This window comes from Saccharothrix sp. BKS2, from assembly GCF_047689505.1.
GTDB lineage: Bacteria > Actinomycetota > Actinomycetes > Mycobacteriales > Pseudonocardiaceae > Actinosynnema > Actinosynnema lopnurensis.
This window is the reverse complement of the sequence record NZ_JAUQOL010000018.1, coordinates 76,326-93,607: the sequence shown is the minus strand read 5'-3', so window position 1 is coordinate 93,607 and position 17,282 is coordinate 76,326. Positions and strand designations below refer to the sequence as shown.

Annotated in this window: 15 protein-coding genes; 2 read left to right on the top strand and 13 right to left on the bottom strand. The window is 74.7% G+C overall.

Annotated features, from left to right (window positions below):
* Positions 1-17: 17 nt before the first annotated feature.
* Positions 18-344 carry an MGMT family protein gene (locus Q5530_RS32230; protein WP_380638484.1) on the top strand — a complete coding sequence of 109 codons (327 nt, stop codon included), beginning with the start codon at positions 18-20 and terminating at the stop codon, positions 342-344.
* On the opposite strand, the gene Q5530_RS32225 is transcribed toward Q5530_RS32230, so the two are convergent.
* The 13 genes from Q5530_RS32225 to Q5530_RS32165 form a co-directional block, all read right to left on the bottom strand.
* Complete coding sequence (locus Q5530_RS32225; protein WP_415366581.1) at positions 307-768, bottom strand: tetratricopeptide repeat protein; 462 nt, start codon at positions 766-768, stop codon at positions 307-309. The two genes, Q5530_RS32230 and Q5530_RS32225, sit on opposite strands and share 38 nt — an antisense overlap.
* Entirely contained in the window at positions 765-1,724 is a 960-nt protein-coding gene (locus Q5530_RS32220; RefSeq protein ID WP_415366580.1) for a pirin family protein, read from the bottom strand. Before Q5530_RS32220 ends, Q5530_RS32225 begins: the two co-directional genes overlap by 4 nt.
* A gap of 325 nt (positions 1,725-2,049) precedes the next feature.
* Positions 2,050-2,715 (bottom strand): sirohydrochlorin chelatase, encoded by a 666-nt coding sequence (locus Q5530_RS32215; protein WP_415366579.1) that lies wholly within the window; start codon positions 2,713-2,715, stop codon positions 2,050-2,052.
* A complete protein-coding gene (locus Q5530_RS32210) occupies positions 2,712-3,827 on the bottom strand; it encodes a uroporphyrinogen-III synthase (protein WP_415366578.1) in 1,116 nt (371 codons plus the stop codon). The genes Q5530_RS32215 and Q5530_RS32210 overlap by 4 nt, the downstream gene beginning before the upstream one ends.
* On the bottom strand, positions 3,824-4,186 hold the full coding sequence (gene nirD, locus Q5530_RS32205) for a nitrite reductase small subunit NirD (RefSeq protein ID WP_415366577.1): 363 nt from the start codon (positions 4,184-4,186) through the stop codon (positions 3,824-3,826). The genes Q5530_RS32210 and nirD overlap by 4 nt, the downstream gene beginning before the upstream one ends.
* Positions 4,183-6,705: a nitrite reductase large subunit NirB gene (gene nirB / locus Q5530_RS32200; protein ID WP_415366576.1), complete on the bottom strand. Its 2,523-nt coding sequence runs from the start codon at positions 6,703-6,705 to the stop codon at positions 4,183-4,185. Before nirB ends, nirD begins: the two co-directional genes overlap by 4 nt.
* A 114-nt stretch (positions 6,706-6,819) precedes the next feature.
* Positions 6,820-8,169, bottom strand: a complete 1,350-nt coding sequence (locus tag Q5530_RS32195) for an MFS transporter (RefSeq protein ID WP_415366574.1) — start codon at positions 8,167-8,169, stop codon at positions 6,820-6,822.
* Between the two features lie 100 nt (positions 8,170-8,269).
* Positions 8,270-9,718 carry an FAD-dependent oxidoreductase gene (locus tag Q5530_RS32190; protein WP_415366573.1) on the bottom strand — a complete coding sequence of 483 codons (1,449 nt, stop codon included), beginning with the start codon at positions 9,716-9,718 and terminating at the stop codon, positions 8,270-8,272.
* Complete coding sequence (locus tag Q5530_RS32185; protein WP_415366630.1) at positions 9,715-11,688, bottom strand: molybdopterin oxidoreductase family protein; 1,974 nt, start codon at positions 11,686-11,688, stop codon at positions 9,715-9,717. The genes Q5530_RS32190 and Q5530_RS32185 overlap by 4 nt, the downstream gene beginning before the upstream one ends.
* A gap of 203 nt (positions 11,689-11,891) precedes the next feature.
* Positions 11,892-12,689 (bottom strand): TIGR02569 family protein, encoded by a 798-nt coding sequence (locus tag Q5530_RS32180; RefSeq protein ID WP_415366572.1) that lies wholly within the window; start codon positions 12,687-12,689, stop codon positions 11,892-11,894.
* Between the two features lie 273 nt (positions 12,690-12,962).
* Positions 12,963-14,135: an adenylyltransferase/sulfurtransferase MoeZ gene (gene moeZ / locus Q5530_RS32175; RefSeq protein ID WP_415366571.1), complete on the bottom strand. Its 1,173-nt coding sequence runs from the start codon at positions 14,133-14,135 to the stop codon at positions 12,963-12,965.
* A gap of 137 nt (positions 14,136-14,272) precedes the next feature.
* On the bottom strand, positions 14,273-15,301 hold the full coding sequence (locus tag Q5530_RS32170; RefSeq protein WP_380638473.1) for a DUF3152 domain-containing protein: 1,029 nt from the start codon (positions 15,299-15,301) through the stop codon (positions 14,273-14,275).
* Between the two features lie 69 nt (positions 15,302-15,370).
* Positions 15,371-16,399: an alpha/beta fold hydrolase gene (locus Q5530_RS32165; protein ID WP_415366570.1), complete on the bottom strand. Its 1,029-nt coding sequence runs from the start codon at positions 16,397-16,399 to the stop codon at positions 15,371-15,373.
* Positions 16,400-16,536: 137 nt separating this feature from the next.
* Between Q5530_RS32165 and Q5530_RS32160 the strand changes: the two genes are divergently transcribed.
* Positions 16,537-17,244 (top strand): TetR/AcrR family transcriptional regulator, encoded by a 708-nt coding sequence (locus Q5530_RS32160; RefSeq protein WP_380638471.1) that lies wholly within the window; start codon positions 16,537-16,539, stop codon positions 17,242-17,244.
* Positions 17,245-17,282: the final 38 nt, after the last annotated feature.

Genomic DNA, 17,282 nt, shown 5'->3' with positions numbered 1-17,282 from the left:
GTGGAATGCTGATCGGCGTGGACGAACAGTTGCACGAGTCGGTGCGGGAGGTCGTGCGCTCCATCCCCGCCGGGCGGGTCGCCACCTACGGTGACGTGGCCGACCTGGCGCGCGCGCCGTCGCCGAGGCTGGTCGGGCAGGTCCTCAACGGCGACGGCCACGACCTGCCGTGGCACCGGGTGCTGCGCGCCAACGGCACCTGCGCGCCCCACATCGCCGAGGAGCAGCTGCAACGGCTGCGCGAGGAGGGCGTGGTCGACCGGGAGGGCAAGGTCGACCTGCGCAGGTACCGGTGGGAGGAGGCCGTCACGGAGCCCGAGGAGGAGCCTCCGGGGCTGTGGTGACGTCCGGGGTGACGTCCGGGGTGACGTCCGGGGTGACGTCCGGGGTGACGTCCGGGGTGACGTCCGGGGTGACGCGCGCCCGGACGCGCGCCACCTCCCGCTCGACCTCCGGGTCGCCGGTCAGCGCGGCCGCCAGCTTGAGCTGGGGCAGCGCCTCGGCGTGCCGGCCCAGGCGGCTGAGCGTGCGGCCCAGCAGCAGGCGGGCGTAGCCGTCGGCCGGGTCCAGCCCGACCAGCTCGGTGAGCACGCGCTCGGCCCGGCCCAGCGAGGCGGACCGGAAGTGCGCCAGCGCCAGCTCGGTGAGCACGGTGCGGTCGCGCGGGGCCTGCTCGGCGGCCTCGGCGAGGTAGCGGGCGGCGCCGCTGGGGTCGCCCGCGGCCAGGAAACCGCGGCCCCGGCGCAGCAGTTCGACGACGTCGGTCATGACAGCTCCTCGTCCGCCGCGGTGACGTGGGGGACCTGGGTCCGCCCGAGTCGCCCGGCCTGGTGGTCCTCGATGGCCTGGATGATCTCCGCGCGCGTGTTCATCACGAACGGGCCGTAGCGCGCGACGGGCTCGTTCAGGGGCAGGCCGCCCAGCACCAGCACGTCCCACGGGGTGGCGGCGTGCGCGGTCAGGGCGCCGCCCCGGCCCAGGACGGCGAGGTGGCCCTCGTCGAGCGGGCGGCGCTCGGGGCCGACCGTGCCGCGGCCGGCGAGGACGTAGACCATCGCGGTGAAGTCCTCGGGCCACGGCAGGTCGAGGCGGGCGCCGGGGCTGAGCGTGGCGTGCAGGTAGGTGATCGGGGTGCGGGTCGCGCCGGGGCCGCGGAAGCCCGCCACGTCACCGGCGACGAGGCGGACCAGCGCGCCGCCGTCGCCGCTGGACAGCAGCGTGGTGTCGCGGGCGGCGATGTCCTGGTAGCGGGGCGGGGTCCACTTCTCGGCGCGCGGCAGGTTGACCCACAGCTGGACGCCGTGGAACAGGCCGCCCCGGGCGACGACGTCCTGCGGCGGCAGCTCGGAGTGCAGGACGCCGCTGCCCGCGGTCATCCACTGGGTGCCGCCGTCGGTGATCAGGCCGCCGCCGCCCGCGGAGTCCCGGTGCTCCAGCGCGCCGTCGATCATGTAGGTGACGGTCTCGAAGCCGCGGTGCGGGTGCCAGGGCGCGCCCTTGGCCTCGCCGGGGCCGTACTCGACCGCGCCCATGTGGTCCAGGAGCAGGAACGGGTCGGCGTTGGCGAGACCGACGCCCGGGAAGGGGCGGCGGACCCGGAAGCCCTCGCCCTCCAGGAACTCCCGGGCCCGGACGACCTCGCGCACCGGCCGCCACGCGGTGGCGGTCTGCGGCAGGTCGGGGAGGCGGGGGAGGGTGAGGGTGTCGGCGGTGACGGCGGGCACGGCTGCCTCCTTCGGCCGGCCGCCCTGGTTCGGGCGGCACACCCGCGTCAACCTGGTTGAAACCTCAACTATTCCGCGCGAGTGTTGAACTCGGGGGTCCTGAACGTGGGACACGGTGGTCGCGAACGTACGACTCGCGCGTTCCGAACGTACGACACGCCGGTCCTGAACGTACGACTCGCGCGAGTCGTACGTTCAGACCTCGCGAGTCGTACGTTCAGGTCGGGTGAGTCGTACGTTCAGGACCACCGTGTCCCACGTTCGCGACACCCGAGTTCTACGTTCGCGACGCCTGGTTCTGCGGTTGGGAACGCCTGAGGGGTGGTCAGGCTGCGGGGCGGGAGTGGTGGGACTGGTGGTAGCGCAGGAGGACGGCTTCCGTGACGCGGGGGTGGGCGCCCAGGGGGGCCGTGACCACCGGGGCGCCCGAGGTGGTGGCGGTGCGGTGGAAGAGGCCCGGGGCCAGGAGCCAGGAGGCGACGGCCACGCGGCCCGGGGTGCGGGCCACCACGTCGGTGATGCGCGGGGTGGCGGTGGCGGCGTAGCCGATGGCCACCGGGCCCACGTGGTGGGAGAGGGCGGTCGCGGTGGCGCGCACGTCGGCCAGGGCGCGGGGGTCGGAGGAGCCTGCGGCGGCCAGGACGACCGGGTCGCCGGGGCGGTGGCCCGCCTCCGCGAGGCGGGACAGCAGGGCCGGGAGGAGGGCCGGGCCCAGGTGGTCGGTGATGGTGGCGGCGGGGTGGCCGGAGGCCGCCACCTGGGCGGGGATGTCCACCCGGACGTGGTAGCCGGCGGCCAGGAAGGCGGGGACGACCACGGCCGGGCCGGGGGTGGCGGCGAGGACGGTGGTGACGTCGGGTCGGCGGACGTCGGCGTAGGCGACGCGGACCGGCACGCCGCCCAGGCGGGCGCGGACCCCCGCGGCGATCTCCTCGACGACCTCGGCGCCGGCCGGGTCGCGGGTGCCGTGGGCGACCAGGACGAGGGTCATACGGCCACCCCGGCGGGGTCCACGGCCAGGCGGTAGCCGCGCTTGACCACGGTGGTCACCATGCGCGGTTCGCCCAGGGCCGTGCGCAGCCGGCCGATGGCGGTCTCCACGGCGTGCTCCTCGCCGCCGCCGGGCAGGGCGGCCAGCAGGTCGCGGCGCGGGACCACCCGGCCGCGGGCGGCGGCCAGCGCGCGCAGCACGGCCATCGGGGCGGGCGGCACGGGGCGCAGCTCGCCGTCGACCACCACGGCCTGGCCGCGCAGCTCCACGTCGCGCGCGGCGATGCGCAGGCGGGTGGCCCGCGCGGGCAGCTCCAGGGTCAGCTCGCGGGCCAGCGCGCCGATGCGGGCGCGGGCGGGCTGCACGACCGGCACCCCGGCCCGCACCAGCGGGGCGGCGGTGATCGAGCCCACCCCGACCACCAGGACGTCCCGCCGGAGCGCCGCCAGCAGCTCGGGGCGCCGGCCCAGCTGCTCGGCGGTGCGCAGCACGGACGCGGCGGCGGGCGCGCTGGTGAAGGTCAGGGCGTCCACCTGGCGCGCCAGCACGGCCTCCAGCAGCCGCTCCAGCGGCGCCGGGTCCTGCGGCCCGGTCCACCGGTAGACGGGCACCGAGACCACGTGCGCGCCCGCGTCCCGCAGGGCCGTGGTGAACTCCGGCAGCGGCTCGCCGTGCAGCTGCACCGCGATGCGCTTGCCCGCCACCCCGGCGCGCAGCAGGTGGTCCAGCAGCTCGGCGTTGCTCTCGCCCTCCGGCGACCACTCCTCGACCAGGCCGGCGGCGCGGACGGCACCCCGGGCCTTGGGGCCGCGGGCCAGCACCGTCGCGCCGGACAGCCTGGTCAGCAGCCGCGCGGCCAGGCCCCAGCCCTCGGCGGCCTCGACCCAGCCGCGGAAGCCGATGCCGGTGGTCGCCACGGCGACGTCCACCGGCTCCTCCACCACGGTCCGGGTCGCGGCCAGCAGCTCCGCGTCGTCGGGCAGCGGCACGATGCGGATCGCGGGGCCGTGCAGCACGGTGGCGCCCTTGCGCTCCAGCAGCGCGCCCAGCTCGTCGGCCCGCCGGGCGGCGGTCACGCCGATCGTGTACCCGGCCAGCGGGGCGGCGGTCACGCCGAACCGGCCCGGACGACGTCGCCCACCGGGGCCCCGTCGGCCGGCCCGACCAGCACCACGCCGTCGACGACCTCCACCGGGTGCGCGGGCACGACCGCGGCCGGGTCGTCCAGGCACGTGCCGGTGGACAGCTCGAACGCCTGCTTGTAGACCGGCGACACCACCACCGGCACGCCGCCCCGGTCGCCGACGAGGCCGCGCGACAGCACGGCCGCGCCGCTGAACGGGTCGATGTTGCCGAGCGCGTGCACCGTCCCGGCGGAGGTCAGGAACACGGCCACCTGCGTCCCGTCCGGGAGCAGGGCGGCGACGCCGCGGTCGGGCAGCAGGGCGCTCAACGCGCAGACGGGTGTCATCGGGAAACCTCCACCGGGTCGTTCTTCCCGCCCGGGGCCGGGAGCCCCAGCAGGACCGGAACCTTCTGGCCGCGCTCCTCGCGGAAGGAGATGGTCGGGTCGGGAGTGCCCGGCGCGTTGACGAACGAGGTGAACCGGGCCAGCTTCTCGGGGTCCTCCAGCACGCCGCGCCACTCGTCGGCGTAGCCGGCCACGTGCCCGGCCATGGCGGCCTCCAGGTCGGCGCAGATGCCGAGGCTGTCGTCCACGACCACCGCCCGCAGGTGGTCCAGGCCGCCCTCCAGGCCCTCGATCCACGCGGAGGTGCGCTGGAGCCGGTCGGCGGTGCGGATGTAGAACACCAGGAACCGGTCGATCAGCCGGACCAGGGTCGCGGTGTCCAGGTCGGACGCGAGCAGGTCGGCGTGGCGCGGGGTGAAGCCGCCGTTGCCGCCGACGTAGAGGTTCCAGCCGTTCTCGGTGGCGATGATGCCGAAGTCCTTGCCGCGCGCCTCGGCGCACTCGCGCGCGCAGCCGGACACGGCGGACTTGAGCTTGTGCGGCGAGCGCAGGCCGCGGTAGCGCAGCTCCAGCGCGATCGCCAGGCCCACCGAGTCCTGCACGCCGTAGCGGCACCACGTGGTGCCCACGCAGGACTTCACCGTGCGCAGCGCCTTGCCGTAGGCGTGGCCGGACTCGAACCCGGCGTCCACCAGGCGCCGCCAGATCCGCGGCAGCTGGTCCACGGTCGCGCCGAACAGGTCGATGCGCTGCCCGCCGGTGATCTTGGTGTAGAGGCCGAAGTCGCGCGCCACCTCGCCGATGACGATCAGCTTCTCCGGGGTGATCTCGCCGCCGGGGATGCGCGGCACCACCGAGTAGGTGCCGTTGCGCTGGATGTTGGCCAGGAAGTGGTCGTTGGTGTCCTGGAGCGCGGCCTGCTCGCCGCCCAGCACGTGGCCGCGGTCCAGCGACGCCAGGATCGAGGCGACGGTGGGTTTGCACAGGTCGCAGCCCCGGCCGCGGCCGAAGCGGTCGATCAGCTCGGAGAACGTGGTGATCCCGGTGGACCGGACGACCTCGAACAGCTCGGCGCGCGACTGGTCGAAGTGCTCGCACAGCGCCTTGGACTGCTCCACGCCGCACTCGGACAGCAGCTTCTTCAGCATCGGCACGCACGAGCCGCAGCCGGTGCCCGCCCTGGTGCACGCCTTGATGCCGGGCACGTCCACCGCGTCGCCGGAGGTCACCGCGTCCACGACGTGCTGCTTGGTGACCGCGTGGCACGAGCAGACCTGCGCGTCGTTCGGCAGGGTGAGCTCCACGCCGCCCGCCGGGCCGATCAGCGACACCGGGTCGCCGGGCACCGGGCGGCCCACCAGCGGCCGCAGCACCGGGTACCGGGAGGCGTCGCCGACGAGGACGCCGCCGAGCAGCGTCCGCGCGTCGTCGGAGACCACGACCTTGGCGTAGGTGCCCGCGACGGCGTCGTTGACCACGACCTCCAGTGCGCCCTCCTGCCGGGCGTGCGCGTCGCCGAACGAGGCCACGTCCACGCCGAGGAGCTTGAGCTTGGTGGACGTGTCGGCGCCGGGGAACGCGGCGCCGCCGCCGAGCAGCCGGTCCGCGACCACCTCCGCCATGGAGTACCCCGGCGCGACCAGGCCGTAGACGACGCCGTCGAGGTTGGCGCACTCGCCGACGGCGTAGACGTCCTCGGCGGAGGTGCGGCACGCCTCGTCCACCAGGACGCCGCCGCGCTCGCCGACGGCCAGGCCCGCCGCGCGGGCCAGCTCGTCGCGGGGCCGGATGCCCGCGGAGAACACCACGACGTCGAGGTCCAGCTCGGTGCCGTTGGACAGCCTGGCGATGAGCCGGCCCCGGTCGCGCTCGATGGCGGAGGCGGAGGTGCCGGTGTGCACGGTCAGGTCGAGCTTCTCCACCAGCCGCTTGAGCAGGCCCGCGCCGCCCTCGTCGACCTGGAGCGGCATCAGGCGGGGGCCCAGCTCCACCACGTGCGGCGAGATGCCCAGGCCGCGCAGCGCGTTGGCCGCCTCCAGGCCGAGCAGCCCGCCGCCGAGCACCATGCCCGCGCGCCGCCCGGCGCGGTGGGACCGCACCGCGCCCTCCACGGTGGCGCGGATGGCGTCGAGGTCCTCGATGGTGCGGTAGACGTGGCAGCCGGGCAGGTCGCGGCCCGGCACCGGCGGCACGAACGGGACCGAGCCGGTGGCCAGCACCAGCGCGTCGTAGCCCAGCACCCGCCCGGAGGCGGTGCGGACCTCCCGGGCGGCCGGGTCGAGGCCCACGACCGGGTCGCCGAGGTTCAGCTCGACCAGGTCGTCGTGCGGCGCCAGCGCGAGGGAGGACGCGTCCCGGGTGTCGACGTAGGAGGACAGGGCGACCCGGTCGTAGGCGGGGCGGTTCTCCTCGGCGAAGACGACGACCCGCCACTGGTCGGTCGCGTCCTTCTCCCGCAGCGCCTGGACGAGGCGGTGCCCGACCATGCCGTGACCGACCACCACGAGCGTTCGAGTCATGGACCAATCCCTCCTCCTGCCCGGCCATGCTCACCGGGCGCCGTGTCGCACCGAGGTCGCGAATGTTGCGCAGGCGTTAAAGCAGCCTCACGTCGCACGTCGACGCGGTGTGCGTCAGACCCCGGCGTGGGCCAGGCTCGGCACCCGGACGAAGACCCGCCGCCGCAGGTAGAACCACCACGTCGTGGTCACGCACAGCGCGTAGAACGCGAGGAACGCGGTGAGGGCGGGCGCGAGCGTCCCGCTGCCCTCCAGCGAGAACTTGAACACCAGGTTGACCAGCACGCCGCCGAACGCGCCGACCGCGCCCGCGATGCCGACCACCGCGGCGGCCTGCCGCCTGGCCGGGGCGAGGTCCGCGACCTGGGTGGCGAAGATCGCCGGGATCATCCGGTAGGTGGACCCGTTGCCCATGCCGGCCAGCACGAACAGCCAGGTGAACGAGCCGAAGAACAGCGGGAAGCTGCCGACCTCGGTGCTGGCCAGCACGCCGACCGTGCCGATCCCGAGGCCGACGAAGGTCAGCAGGGTGATCCGCGCGCCGCCGAACCTGTCCGCGAGCCAGCCGCCGAAGGGCCTGCTCACCGAGCCGATCAGGGCGCCCAGGAACGCCAGGGCGACGAACTCCCGGTGGTCGGCGAAGCTCAGCCTGATCAGCGACGGGAACGCGAACGAGAAGCCGATGAACGAGCCGAACGTGCCGATGTAGAGGAACGACATCACCCAGGTGTGCTTGTTGGACATCGCCGCGCGGTAGGAGGTGCCGTCCGGCTTGGCCTGCACCAGGCTGTCCATGAGGAACCACGCGCAGGCGGTGGCGACCACGATGAACGGCATCCAGAACACGGCCGCGTAGGCGAGGTTCACGCCCGCGCCGAGGGTGATGACCATCGGCACGACCAGCTGCACCACGGCCACGCCGAGGTTGCCGCCCGCCGCGTTCAGGCCCAGCGCCAGGCCCTTGCGGCCCTCCGGGTAGAAGAACGAGATGTTCGCCATGGAGGAGGAGAAGTTGCCGCCGCCGAAGCCCATGGCGGCCGCGGTGAGCAGGAAGAACCAGTAGGGCGTGCCCGGGTTCACCACCGCGGCGATCAGCATGGCGCAGGGCACCAGCAGCAGGCCCGCGCTGATCGTGGTCCACGCCCGCCCGCCGAAGCGGGGCACCGCGAACGTGTAGGGCACCCGCAGCACCGCGCCGACCAGGTTGGGCACGATCAGCAGCCAGAACTGCTGGCCGACCGAGAAGGCGAACCCGACCTGCCCGAGGCTCACCACCACGATGCTCATCAGGCTCCACACCGTGAAGCCCAGGTTCTCCGCCAGGATCGACAGCACCAGGTTCTTGCGCGCCACGCGCTTCCCGGTGCGCTCCCAGAACGCCGGGTCCTCCGGCTCCCAGTGCTCGATCCACCGCCCGCCGCGTTCGCCCCGCGGCGCCACCTCGGTCTCCACCACCGTGCTCAAAGAACCCTCCCGGACACCGGCCTGCACTGGTTGGAACAGTAGGAACGGCCTGTTACCCCCGCGTTGGACGAGGTGTCGCGGCCGACAACTCCCCCGCACATCACGCGGGCTGCGGCTGTGAGGCCGCGAGCCAGTCGACGATGCCGCACACCGCGTCCTTGCAGCCGCCGCAGCCGGTGCCCGCCCGGGTGACCTCGGCCAGCGCCGACACGGTGGTGGCGCCGGCGCGCCAGGCGCCGACCAGCTGGCCCTTGCTGACCGTGTTGCAGCGGCAGACCACGGCGGAGGCGGGCAGGTCGGCGGGGCTGGCCTCGCCGCCGCCCGCGGTGGGCAGCGCGCGGCCCAGCAGCAGGGCCAGGCGGTCGGTGGGCGCGGCCAGGCCGCGGTCGTAGAGCTGGGTGATGGCCGCCGCCGCGTCGGGCGCGCCGAGCACGATCGCGCCGGTCACCCGGTCGTCGCGCAGCACCAGCTTGGCGTAGCGGCCGCGCGCCGGGTCCTGGAAGCACAGCACCTCGGCGTCCGGGCAGTCCACGTCGACGTGCACGTCGCCCAGCGCGGCCAGGTCGACGTCGCGCGCCTTGAGCCTGGTCACCACGGTGGTGCCCGCGTAACGGGCGGCGGGCGCGGCGCCGGTGAGCCGGTCGGCGAGCACGGCGGCCTGCTCCCACGCGGGCTGGACCAGGCCGGACACCGTGCCGACGTGCTGGGCGCAGTCGCCGATGGCGTGCACGCGCGGGTCGCTGGTGCGCAGCGCGTCGTCGACCAGGACGCCCCGGTCGACCTCCAGGCCCGCCTGCTCGGCCAGCGCCGTCTCGGCCCGCACGCCCGCGGACACCACGACCAGGTCGGCGGGCACGGAGGTGCCGTCGACGAGCTCCAGGCCCTCCCCCGGCACGTACCGGCCGGCCAGCGCGCCGAGGCGGAACTCGATGCCCAGCCCCTCCAGGGTCCTGGCGAGCACGCGGCCCGCGCCGGGGTCGAGCTGGCGCTCCATGAGGTGCCCGACCGGGTGCACCACGGTGACCAGGCAGCCCCGGCCGGCCAGGCCGCGGGCGGCCTCCAGGCCGAGCAGCCCGCCGCCGATGACCGCGACCGGCGTGCCCGGCGACGCCTTCTCCACGATCAGCGCGCAGTCGTCCAGCGACCGGAACGCCACCACGCCCGGCGCCATCGCCCCGTCGCCGTCGAGCAGCCCCTCGGTCGGCGGCACCCAGGACCGCGCGCCGGTGGCCAGCACCAGCGCGTCGTAGGGCACCTCCCCGTCGCCCACGTGCACCACCCGCCGGGTGCGGTCGATCTTGCTGACGGGCTCCCCGAGCCGCAGGTCCACGCGGTGGCGGGCGGCCCAGTCGGCGTCGTGCAGCCGCACCGCGTCCGCCGTCAGCGACCCGGCCACCACGCTGGACAGCAGCACCCGGTTGTAGGCGGGGTGGTCCTCGTCGCCCAGCACGGTCACCGCGACCCGGTCGGCGCCGGGGTCGCGACGGCGGATCTCGTCGGCCAGCCGGGCGCCGGCCATGCCGTAGCCCACGACGACAACGTTCCTCATACCGTCTCCAATCGGACCGCGCACACCTTGAACTCGGGCATCCGGCTGGTCGGGTCCAGCACCGGGTTGGTCAGCAGGTTGGCCCGGCCGTCGCCGGCGTAGTGGAAGGGCAGGAAGACCACGTCGATCAGCAGGGACGGCACGCAGCGCACCCGCGCCAGGGTGCGGCCGCGCCGCGACACCACGGCCGCCCGGTCGCCGTCGCGCAGGCCCGCGCGGGCCGCGGTGTCCGGGTGGACCTCCACGTAGGTCTCGGGCTCGGCGGCGTTCAGCTCGGCCACCAGCCGGGTCTGCGCGCCGGACTGGTAGTGCTGGAGCACCCGGCCGGTGGTGGCCTGGAGCGGGTAGTCGGCGTCGGGCAGCTCGGCGGGGCCGCGGTGCTCGACCGCGGTGAACCGGGCCCGGCCGTCGGGGTGGGCGAAGCGGTCCAGGAACACCCGCGGGGTGCTGCGGTCGACCACGGGCCAGTGCAGCGCCTCGCCGGCGCGCAGGCGGTCGTAGGTGACGCCGGAGTAGTCGGCCGCGCCGCCCGCGGAGGCCCGGCGCAGCTCGTCGAACACCACCTCGGGCTCGGTGGGGAACCGCTCGGCGGGCTGCCCGAGCCGGGTGGCCAGGCCCCGCAGCACGTCGAGGTCGCTCCGCACCCCCTCGGGCACCGGCACCGCCTGCCGCCGCAGCAGGACCCGGCCCTCCAGGTTGGTCATGGTGCCGCTCTCCTCGGCCCACTGGGTGACCGGCAGCACGACGTCGGCGACCGCGGCCGTCTCCGACAGCACCAGGTCGCACACGACCAGCAGGTCCAGCGCGGCCAGCCGGTCGGTCACGTGCCCGGCGCGCGGGGCGGAGACGACCACGTTGCTGCCGAACACCAGCAGCGCCTTGGGCCCGCCGGGCTGCCCGAGCGCGTCGAGCAGCTCGTAGGCGGACCGGCCGGGACCGGGCAGCTCGTCCACGCCCCAGACGCCCATGACGTGCTCGCGGGCCGCCGGGTCGTCGATCCTGCGGTAGCCGGGCAGCTGGTCGGCCTTCTGGCCGTGCTCCCGACCGCCCTGGCCGTTGCCCTGGCCGGTCAGGCAGCCGTAGCCGGAGCCGCGCCGACCGGGCAGGCCCAGCGCCAGCGCCAGGTTGATCCACGCCGACACGGTGTCCGCGCCGGTGGCGTGCTGCTCGGCGCCGCGGCCGGTGAGCACGTAGGCGCTGCCCGCCTCGGCGAGCATCCGCACCGCGGCCCGCTGGTCGGCCACCGGCACGCCGGTGACCCGCTCCACCCGTTCGGGCCACCAGGTGGCGGCGATCCGCCAGGCGTCGTCGAAGCCGGTGGTGCGCTCGGCCAGGTAGTCGCGGTCCAGCCGGCCGTCCGCGACCGCGGTGTGCAGCAGGCCCAGCGCCAGCGCCAGGTCGGTGCCGGGGGCGGGCTGGAGGTGGAGGGTGGCCAGCTCGGCGGTCGCCGTGCGGCGCGGGTCGACCACGATCAGCTCGGCGCCCCGCAGGTGCTGCACGAACGGCGGCATGGTCTCGGCCGGGTTGCCGCCGACCAGCAGCACGGCGTCCGCGCGGTCGAGGTCGGTTACCGGGAACGGCATCCCGCGGTCCAGGCCGAACGCCCGCAGTCCCGCGGCGGCGGCGCTGGACATGCAGAACCGGCCGTTGTAGTCGATCTGGGAGGTGCCCAGGGCGACCCGGGCGAACTTGCCCAGCAGGTAGGACTTCTCGTTGGTGAGCCCGCCGCCGCCGAACACGCCGACCGCGTCGGGCCCGTGGGCCGCCCGCAGCGCGGCCAGCTTCTCCGCGACCAGGTCGAGGGCGTCGTCCCAGGTCGCGGGCTGGAGCACGCCGTCGCGGCGGACCAGCGGCGTGGTGAGCCGGGCGGGCGAGGTCAGCAGCGCGGCGGAGGTCCAGCCCTTCTGGCACAGGCCGCCGCGGTTGGTCGGGAACTCCCGCGGCGTCACCCGGCCGTCGGTGATGGTCATCGCGCACTGGAGGGCGCAGTACGGGCAGTGGGTGTCGGTGCCTGCCCCGGCCGCTCGCGCGCGGGGTGCGTCGAGCACGGGCGGGCCGGCGGCGGTGGAGTCGGTCACCCGCCCGACGGTAAGAACGGGCTGTTAACGCCAGAACGCGCGGTGTTTCGTCCACGCGAACTTGACTGCTCAGCGCGCGCGGGGCGCGGGTGAGGTCACAGCAGTTCGGCCACCCGCGCGGCGGCGCGCTCCAACCCGACCAGCGACCGGGGGCCCGAGCGCGGGTGCAGGGCGTGCACCGCGAGGCGGAACAGCACGGCGCGCAGCAGCACCTGGGGCCACTCCTCCAGGTGGGCCCACCGGCCCAGGATGCCGGGGTCCGCGCCGCCCCACGCGAGCGCGTCGACCACGACGACCGCCGCCCCGTAGGGCGCGGGCCGCCAGTAGGCGCTGAAGTCGATGATGGCGGGCGGCGCGTCGCCCGCGAACAGCACGGTGCCGAACAGGTCGCCGTGCACGACCTGCGGCCGCAGCGCGATCGGCTTGCGCCCGGCCGCGTGCTGCTCGAACAGCCGGCCGCCCAGCTCCGGGTCGAGCTCGACGGGCTGCTCGTCCCAGGCGTGGCGGTCGGCGGCGGCGAACAGGTCGGCGCGGGCGTCGAGGAACCGCGGCTTGGGCAGCCCGGCGGTGGCCTGGTGGAGCTTGACGGCGACCTCGACGACCTCGTCGTGCCGGGGCTCGGCGCGGCCGGACAGGTACCTGGTGGCCGCCCAGCCGCCGACCACGTAGCGGCCGTCGGTGGAGCGCAGCGGCCTGGCCACGCGCAGGTTGTCGACGTCGAGCGCGTCGAGGGTCTTGGCGACCCAGGTGGCCTCGGCGGGCTTGCCCGCGGGCCGGACGGCGGCGTCGCCGCACTTCCACACGGGGCCGCCGTCGATCAGCTCCGGTTCGGCGTCCCGCGCGCCGAACGCGGCGCGCACGTGCGACGGTGGCGGCTCCGGAGACGGGTTCACGGCCGGCACGCTACCTGCACCGGCCGTCTCGGTGGTGGACCTCGCGACGGCAACCTGTGGTGTCCACGCGTTCGGCCTAACCGCAATAATGCGGTTTCAGCAGCGGGGTAGGCGCTGTGACCAGAACCACCCGCGCCGCGTCCGCTCCCGGGTGTGTCGCGCGTGGCCGGGGGTACCCGTGCGGGTCGCGCGGACGGCGGGACCGGGACGGCGGGCGGGACCCGGACGGCGGGCGGGACCGTCGCGACGACGACCCCGCCCCCGTCCGTCCGCTCAGTAGGTAGGCAGGCTCGGGTCGACCTGGCGGGCCCAGGCGATCACGCCGCCGCCGACGTGCACGGCGTCCTTGAACCCGGCCCGGTGCAGCGCCGCCAGCGCCTCCGCCGACCGCGCGCCCGTCTTGCAGTTGAGCACCAGCTGCTTGTCCTGCGGCAGCTCCGCGAACGCCTCGCCCGACAGGATCCGGTCCTTCGGGATCAGCACCGAGCCCGGGATCTTCACGATCTGGTACTCGTGGGGCTCGCGGACGTCGACGAGCAGGAAGTTCTCGCCCGCCTCCTGCTTCTGCTTCAGCTCCAGCGGGGTGATGGTGCTGCCCGCCGCGGCCTGCTGGGCCTCGTCCGAGACCACGCCGCAGAACGCGTCGTAGTCGATCAGCTCGGTGACCTTCACGCTCTCCGGGTCCTTGCGGATCTTGATGGTCCGGTAGGACATCTCCAGCGCGTCGTAGATCATGAGCCGGCCCAGCAGCGGGTCGCCGATGCCGGTCAGCAGCTTGATCGCCTCGGTGACCATGACCGAGCCGATCGACGCGCAGAGCACGCCCAGCACCCCGCCCTCGGCGCACGACGGCACCATGCCGGGCGGCGGCGGCTCGGGGTAGAGGTCGCGGTAGTTCAGGCCCTGCCCGTCCGGCGCGTCCTCCCAGAACACGCTGACCTGGCCCTCGAACCGGAAGATCGAGCCCCACACGTACGGCTTGCCCAGCAGCACGGCGGCGTCGTTGACCAGGTACCGGGTGGCGAAGTTGTCCGTGCCGTCCAGGATCAGGTCGTAGTCCCGGAAGATGTCGAGCGCGTTCTCCGAGCTCAGGTGCGTCTGGTGCAGCACCACCTTCACGAACGGGTTGATCTCGGCGACCGAGTCCCGCGCCGACTCCGCCTTCGGCCTGCCGACGTCCGACTGGCCGTGGATGACCTGGCGCTGGAGGTTCGACTCGTCGACCACGTCGAAGTCGACCACGCCGAGCGTGCCGACGCCCGCCGCGGCCAGGTACAGCAGGGCCGGGCTGCCCAGTCCGCCCGCGCCGACCACCAGGACCTTCGCGTTCTTCAGCCGCTTCTGACCGTCGACCCCGACGTCGGGGATGATCAGGTGGCGGCTGTACCGCGCGACTTCCTCCTTGGTCAGCTCCGCTGCGGGCTCCACGAGCGGCGGAAGCGCCATCTGAGTCCTCCTCGACGAAACATGTCCTCTACCGACGGACAACACCAGCCTGCCCCGGCGTCTTCCCGCCCGGGAAGTCGTCCCACGCCTCGGGACGTCCCGGAGGGGTCCCCGGGAAGGCCTCCCGGAGGGATCACTCAGGGGGACACCGGGAACGGGTTGGGCGTGCACACCTTGCCGTCGGCGGGCACGGCGCCGGAGTCGCCGCCGGGCACCGAGTTGAGCTGCGCGACGTAGTCGTTGGCCACGCCGAACGACTGCTGCATCATCACCGGCGCCGCCTTGCCGCTCTCCGCGCAGCCGACGTGCTGGTTGTCCAGCACGTGCCCGACCTCGTGGTTGATCGCGTAGGTGCGGTAGGCCGTGATGTCGTTGCCGTAGACCTTGCCGCCGCGCACCCAGCGGGCCACGTTGATGATCACCCGACCGGTGGGCTCGTGCCAGCACGAGGACTCGAACTGGATCGAGTAGCCGCAGATGGCGTGCGTGGTGTTGGTGGTGGTGAGGCTAATGGTGAAGTCGACGTCGCCGCCCTCCACCCGCTGCATCGACGCCTGGCCGGTGCCCACCCAGCTGCGCGGGTCGGCCAGGAAGGAGTCGACGGTGCGCGCGAACGCCTCGCGGTCGCCGCCGAAGTCCACGGGTTCCACGCCGTCCTCGATGGCGATGTCGTACCGGTAGAGCCGGCCCTCGCCGACCTTGTCGGTCTGGCCGGGGACGACCTGCCAGGTGCCCGCGCCCTGCTCGGAGTACCTCGGGCCCTCGGGCAGCACGGCGGTCGGGAAGTTCTTCAGGTCGATGTCCGCGGGCGGCTTCTCGCTGGCCGCGGGCCCGGCGGAGGTGGTGAGCACGGCCTGGTCGCCGGGCGGCGACCCGGCCTCGGCGTCCTGCCCGGTGCCCCCCGGCGTGGCGGTGTCCAGCACCACCAGCGCGGTCAGCACCAGCAGCACGGGCACCGCGTAGATCCGCCAGCCGTAGTTCGCGACCAGGCCCTTGACCCCGCGGCGGCGCCGGCGCGGCGCGCGGCCCGCGGGCTCCCACGAGGCGGCCAGGGGGTCGGCCCCGGTGCGCCGCGCGCCCCGGCGGTAGCGGTCCTCGGACAGCGACGGCCGGTCACCCGGGGAGGAACCCCCGGGAGACGCCGTGCCCTGCGTCGTCCGGTTCACGCCCACCAGGGTGCCACAACCGCGGTGATCGCCCCGACCCCGGTGACCTGGGTGCTGAACCGATCCACCTCACCATTCGCCCCGGTCGGCCGCCTCCCACATGCCGAGCACGGCGCGGGCCGCGGAGACCGGGCGCTCCATCTGCGCCACGTGCCCGGTGCGCGGCAGCACCAGCAGCCGCCCGCGCGGCAGCATCCGGGCGACCCGCGGCGCCTTGCGCACGCTGACCAGCCGGTCCTCCGCACCCCAGATGACCAGCACCGGGGCGGTGACCTTCGGCGGCAGCAGCCACAGGGACCTGGACCGGGGCACCAGCCAGGTCCGGATCAGCTCGATCGTGCTGCGGTTGAGCGCGTTGCCCGCCCACGCCTGCGCGGACCGCTCGACGTACTCGTCCTCGCTCTGCCGGATGCGGTTGTCCGGGACCAGCGAGGGGTCGGCGAAGCACAGGCGCAGCATCTGGTGGGTCCGCTCGCGCGGCGTCAGCGCGGCCAGCTGCTCGCGCACGCGGGCGCCCACGACCGGCAGGAAGGCCAGCGGCAACCGGGGGTCGGACACCCGGCGCAGGCTCAGCCGCAGGTCCGGCACGGCGGGCGAGACCAGGGTCAGCGTCCGCACCAGGTCGGGGCGGGTCGCGGCGGCCATGAGGGTGATCGCGCCGCCCATGGAGTTGCCGAACAGGTCCACCGGGCCCGCGCCGAGCGAGTCGAGGTAGCCGATGACCACCTCCGCGTGGGTGAGCATCCGGAAGTCGTAGCCGTGGATCGGCTCGGAGCGGCCGAACCCGGGCAGGTCGAGGGCGTGGCCCTCGGCGTAGCCGGACAGCTGGGCGGCCAGGTCGGTCCAGTTGGTCGACGAGCCGCCCAGGCCGTGCACGTAGACGGCCGTCCGGGTGCCCCCTGCCGAGCTGCCTCCTGCCGAGCTGCCTCCTCCCGGGACGCCTCCTCCCGGGGTGCGCCGGACGTGCACCCGGTGCCCGGCGACCTCGACGTAGTCACCCGGCCACGGTTCGATCGTTGTGTCCAGCGGTGGGAGCGGCGCGGCGGACAGGGGCACGTGGGTGATGGCGGCTCGGCCCGCCCCGAGGGTCTCGGTCACGCTTGCAGGATGCCTGCCGGGGCGTCCCGCGAAACGAGGAGCTTTCCCGGGTCGCTCCTACCAGCGAGTAAGGTTGCCGACGAGCCGGCGGGGCAACCCCTTCCCGGTTCCGCGATGATCGGTTGGCTGGAGGCACCATGACGGAGACGGCCCAGACTGCGGTCGGGCACCACGGCGGCGCCGCGGGGCGGGGCGTTCGGCTGCCCCGCACCGCCCGGCGCGCCCAACTGCTGGCCGCGGCGCAGGACGTGTTCGTGACCAACGGCTACCACGCCGCCGCGATGGACGAGATCGCCGAGCGCGCGGGCGTCAGCAAGCCCGTCCTCTACCAGCACTTCCCCGGGAAGCTGGAGCTCTACATGGCGCTCCTGGAGTCCCACGTGGACGAGCTGGTGAACCGGGTGCGCGACGCGCTGGAGTCCACCACGGACAACAAGCAGCGGGTCAAGGCGACGGTCGGCGCGTTCTACGACTTCGTGGACGGCGAGGGCCAGGCGTTCCGGATGGTGTTCGAGTCCGACCTGCGGGGTGAGCCGGCCGTGGCGCAGGCCGTGGAGCGGGCGACGACGGACAGCGTGGACGCGATCACCGAGACCATCACCGCCGACACCGGCCTGGACGAGCACCGGGCGCGGCTGCTGGCCGTGGGCCTGGTGGGGTTGTCGCAGGTGACGGCGCGGGCCTGGCTGGCGGACGACCGGCAGGTGGCCAAGGAGGACGCGGTGGCGCTGATCTCCAACCTGGCGTGGCGGGGCATCGGCGGCGGCTTCCCGCTCCAGCACCTCGACGGCCAGACCCTCGACGGCCAGCAGTGGGACGCCCAGGAGCTCGACGCCCAGCGCTGACACCGGCGGGTGGGCCGCCTCCCCGACGGGGCCCACCC

Bases quoted from the DNA above. Each gene is read 5' to 3' on its own strand.
- Q5530_RS32225 (WP_415366581.1), bottom strand. From the start codon at position 768: ATGACCGACGTCGTCGAACTGCTGCGCCGGGGCCGCGGTTTCCTGGCC.
- Q5530_RS32215 (WP_415366579.1), bottom strand. From the start codon at position 2,715: ATGACCCTCGTCCTGGTCGCCCACGGCACCCGCGACCCGGCCGGCGCC.
- nirD (WP_415366577.1), bottom strand. From the start codon at position 4,186: ATGACACCCGTCTGCGCGTTGAGCGCCCTGCTGCCCGACCGCGGCGTC.
- nirB (WP_415366576.1), bottom strand. From the start codon at position 6,705: ATGACTCGAACGCTCGTGGTGGTCGGTCACGGCATGGTCGGGCACCGC.
- Q5530_RS32190 (WP_415366573.1), bottom strand. From the start codon at position 9,718: ATGAGGAACGTTGTCGTCGTGGGCTACGGCATGGCCGGCGCCCGGCTG.
- Q5530_RS32185 (WP_415366630.1), bottom strand. From the start codon at position 11,688: ATGACCATCACCGACGGCCGGGTGACGCCGCGGGAGTTCCCGACCAAC.
- moeZ (WP_415366571.1), bottom strand. From the start codon at position 14,135: ATGGCGCTTCCGCCGCTCGTGGAGCCCGCAGCGGAGCTGACCAAGGAG.
- Q5530_RS32160 (WP_380638471.1), top strand. From the start codon at position 16,537: ATGACGGAGACGGCCCAGACTGCGGTCGGGCACCACGGCGGCGCCGCG.